Source organism: Streptomyces sp. NPDC054840, from assembly GCF_053611065.1.
Genome location: NZ_JBSGZP010000687.1, coordinates 1 through 3,842, shown reverse-complemented (window position 1 = coordinate 3,842; position 3,842 = coordinate 1). Strand labels below are relative to the sequence as shown.

Below are 3,842 nucleotides of genomic sequence, written 5' to 3'. Positions count from 1 at the left end.
CCGTCAGCCAGCGCCGCAGCGCGCCCGCGACCAGGGCGATCAGCACGTCGTTGACGGTGCCGCCGACGCCCTTGCGGACGAGGTTGACCTCGTCCAGGTCGAGCGCGAGGCCGGCGACCGCACGGGTGCCCGAGCGCATGGAGTCCGCGGTGAGGGCCGCCGGAACCCCGAGCGGCAATCCGGCGCGGGCCACGGCGGCCCCGATCTCCAGGGCCTGGCCGACGTCCTGGACCCGGGCCGCCAGGACTCCGGGGAGCCTGCGCAGGACGGAGCCGCCCCGCTGCTCGGGGACCGGGCGCACGGGCGGCCGCGGGGCCGTCGCCTCGTCGAACAGGGTGGCCGCGAGGGCCAGCGCGCCCAGACCGTCGGCGAGGGCGTGGTGGAACTTGAAGAGGACCGCGAAGGAGCCCGGATCGGGTCCGGCCAGCACGTGCGCCTCCCACGGGGGCAGCGCCCGGTCCAGCCGCCGGGCCATCAGCGGTCCGGCGGCGGCGTACGGGTCGCTCTCGTCGGTGCGGACGAGGAACACGTGCCGGGCGGGGTCGAAGCCGGGGTCGGGCGACCAGGCGGCCGCCCCGACGGGCAGCAGCACGTCGCGGATCCGGCGGCGCAGGCGGGGCACGGCGGCGCACCGGGCGGTGAGCAGGTGGGCGGCCCTCTCCGCGGCGCCGGGCCCGGCGGCGCGGAAGACGGCCAGGGCACCCAGGTGCATGGGATGGTCGGCGGATTCGATCCGCCAGAAGGCGAGGTCGAGCGGGGACAGGTGCTCGGTGGCCACATACGTCCTCTCGCTTACGGCGGCAGTGATCCGAAGTCAATCCATTACGGATGCCTACATACAAGTAGCAATCATTTCCGGGCGGTAAATGATCGGTATTGATCTGCCCATCAGTAGCTCTGCACCGTCCTCCAGGTCTCTGCCACCGAGCGGGTGCAGACTGGCCGAAAACATACTCCGCAAGGAACGCCCGCAGAGGGTGACGAGGCCCGGAGGTGCCGGCCATGACCGACGCAGTGCTGCTCGTGGGAACCCGCAAAGGACTCTTCATCGGACGTCGCCGGGGCGGGGCGCCCTGGGAGTTCGAGGGACCCCATTTCAACGCCCAGGCCGTCTACGCGGTCGCCGTGGACCGGCGGGGCCCGGCGCCCCGGCTGCTGGTCGGCGGGGACAGCACCCACTGGGGGCCGTCCGTCTTCAGCTCCGACGACCTCGGCGCGACCTGGCGGGAGCCCGCCGCGCCCGCAGTGAAGTTCCCGAAGGACACGGGCGCCTCCCTGGAGCGGGTCTGGCAGCTGCAGCCCGCCGGCCCCGAGGCCCCCGACGTCGTGTACGCGGGAACGGAACCGGCAGCACTGTTCCGCTCGACCGACCGGGGCGACTCCTTCGAGCTGGTCCGCCCGCTCTGGGAGCACCCGAGCCGCGGGAAGTGGGTACCGGGCGGCGGCGGCGAGGGCCTGCACACGGTGATCACCGACCCCCGCGACCCGGACGCGGTGACCGTGGCCGTCTCCACCGCCGGGGTGTTCCGGACCACGGACGGCGGGGCCAGCTGGAACCCGTCCAACCAGGGGGTCTCGGCGGTGTTCCTGCCGGACCCGAACCCCGAGTTCGGCCAGTGCGTGCACAAGATCGCCCAGGACGCCGGGAACACGGACCGGCTGTACCTGCAGAACCACTGGGGCGTCTACCGCAGCGACGACGCGGGCGGCCGGTGGACCGACATCGGCGGCGGTCTGCCCTCCGACTTCGGCTTCGCGGTCGCGGCCCATCCGCACCGGCCGGACACCGCCTACGTCTTCCCGCTCAACGCCGACTCCGACCGGGTCCCGGCCGAGCACCGGTGCCGGGTCTTCCGCACCCGGGACGCCGGCGCCACCTGGGAGCCGCTGGCACACGGCCTCCCGGCCGGGGACCACTACGGCACGGTCCTGCGCGACGCCCTGTGCACGGACGACGCGGACCCGGCGGGCATCTACTTCGGCAACCGCAACGGCGAGCTGTACGCCAGTCACGACGACGGCGAGAGCTGGCAACTGCTCGCCGAGCACCTGCCCGACGTCCTGTGCGTGCGGGCGGCCACGTTCGGCCAGTAGAGTGATCCACCGTGGCAGCACGACCGTTGAACGAGATCGTCGAGCCGGGTTGGGCCCGTGCTCTGGAGCCGGTGGCGGGGCAGATCGCCGCCATGGGCGACTTCCTGCGCGCCGAGATCACGGCGGGAAGGACGTACGTACCGGCCGGAGCCCATGTGCTGCGCGCCTTCCAACAGCCCTTCGACGAGGTCAAGGTGCTGATCGTCGGGCAGGATCCCTATCCCACGCCGGGACACGCGGTGGGTCTGTCCTTCTCGGTCGCCCCCGACGTACGGCCGGTACCTCCGAGCCTCGACAACATCTTCCTGGAGATGCACCGGGACATCGGCACCGGCCGCCCGGCGAACGGCGACCTCACCCCGTGGACCCGGCAGGGCGTCCTGCTGCTCAACAGGGCGCTCACGACCGCGCCCCGCCGCTCCAACGCGCACCAGGGAAAGGGCTGGGAGGCCGTCACCGACCAGGCCATCCGGGCCCTGGCCGCGCGCGGGAAGCCGCTGGTCTCCATCCTCTGGGGACGGGCGGCCCGCAACCTGCGGCCGCTGCTCGGCGAGCTGCCCGTCGTGGAGTCCTCGCACCCCTCCCCCAAGTCCGCCGACTACGGATTCTTCGGCTCCCGGCCTTTCAGCCGGACGAACGAGTTGCTGGTGGGTCAGGGGTCACAGCCTGTGGACTGGCGCTTGCCGTCCGTCAGTTGAACGTATCTGATATTCACCGGATAAATACGGACAGATGCCCCGGGAGAAGGCCCTGCCCGAACACCTTCTTCCGATAAGCCAGTAGCATGCGGCGCCATGAGCTCCCCCACTGGGCCCGCAAATGGCCTGCCCGTACGAATGCCGCGACCCCGCCAGACCGGACGGCACCGCCGGCCCGAGCCCGCGGTGGCGCCCGAGGGCGCGCCCGCGCTGGTGCTCGCCGTGCCCGGTGCCCCCTCGGCCGCCTCGCGAGGGCTCGCGGAAGAGATCATCAGCATCGGCCGCTCCGAGCTGCCGGGCCTCGACGCCCGGATCGGCTTCCTCGAAGGTGACGACGCCACCGAGTTCCCGTCCCTGTCCGGCGTCCTGACCGCCGTCGCGACCGAGCGTGTCGCGCGCGCGGAGTTCGCCCGCGCGGCCGGGCACGAGGTGCCCGCGCCGACCGGCCCGGACGCGGTGGTCGTACCGCTGCTGGCCGGCCCCGACAGCGATCTGCTGCGGCGGATCCGCCAGGCACTGATGGACTCCTCCGCCGCCGCCGAGCTGGCCGACGTGCTCGGCCCGCACCCGCTGCTCGCCGAGGGCCTGCACGTGCGACTGTCCGAGGCGGGCCTGGCCCGCGCCGACCGCGCCCGGCTCTTCACCGTGACCACCGCCGCCGACGGCATCGTCCTGGCCACCACCGGTGGCGAGGAGGCCGTACAGGCCGCCGGGATCACGGGCATGCTGCTGGCCGCCCGGCTCGCCGTGCCCGTCAAGGCCGCCGCGCTCGACCAGGAGGGCTCGGTGGCCGCGGTCGCCGAGCAGCTGCGTCGGGAGGGCTCCACGCTGCTCGCGCTCGCCCCGTACCTGATCGGCCCGGAGGCCGCCGACGGGCTGCTCGACACCGCCTGCAAAGAGGCCGAATGCGCCACGGCCGAGGTGCTCGGTGCCTACGGCGCGCTCGGCAAGCTGGCCGTCGCGCAGTACGCCGCGGCCCTCGGGATCAGCCAGGACGCCGCCGCACAGTGATCGGCCCGTACGACGCGCGGGGCCCCCGCCGGCCACGGT

Annotated in this window: 4 protein-coding genes; 3 read left to right on the top strand and 1 reads right to left on the bottom strand. The window is 73.4% G+C overall.

What is annotated here, in order from left to right:
• The coding region (locus ACWGIU_RS32250) for a wax ester/triacylglycerol synthase domain-containing protein (protein ID WP_453711653.1) at positions 1 to 778 on the bottom strand (778 nt) is incomplete at its 3' end.
• A gap of 224 nt (positions 779 to 1,002) precedes the next feature.
• Here ACWGIU_RS32250 and ACWGIU_RS32245 point away from each other — a divergent pair.
• The 3 genes from ACWGIU_RS32245 to ACWGIU_RS32235 all read left to right on the top strand — a co-directional run bounded on the left by ACWGIU_RS32245 (position 1,003) and on the right by ACWGIU_RS32235 (position 3,803).
• Positions 1,003 to 2,094 (top strand): WD40/YVTN/BNR-like repeat-containing protein, encoded by a 1,092-nt coding sequence (locus tag ACWGIU_RS32245; RefSeq protein WP_453711652.1) that lies wholly within the window; start codon positions 1,003 to 1,005, stop codon positions 2,092 to 2,094.
• 11 nt (positions 2,095 to 2,105) lie between these two features.
• Positions 2,106 to 2,792: a uracil-DNA glycosylase gene (locus ACWGIU_RS32240; protein ID WP_453711651.1), complete on the top strand. Its 687-nt coding sequence runs from the start codon at positions 2,106 to 2,108 to the stop codon at positions 2,790 to 2,792.
• A 96-nt stretch (positions 2,793 to 2,888) separates the two neighbouring features.
• Positions 2,889 to 3,803 (top strand): sirohydrochlorin chelatase, encoded by a 915-nt coding sequence (locus ACWGIU_RS32235; RefSeq protein WP_453711650.1) that lies wholly within the window; start codon positions 2,889 to 2,891, stop codon positions 3,801 to 3,803.
• Positions 3,804 to 3,842 lie beyond the last annotated feature (39 nt).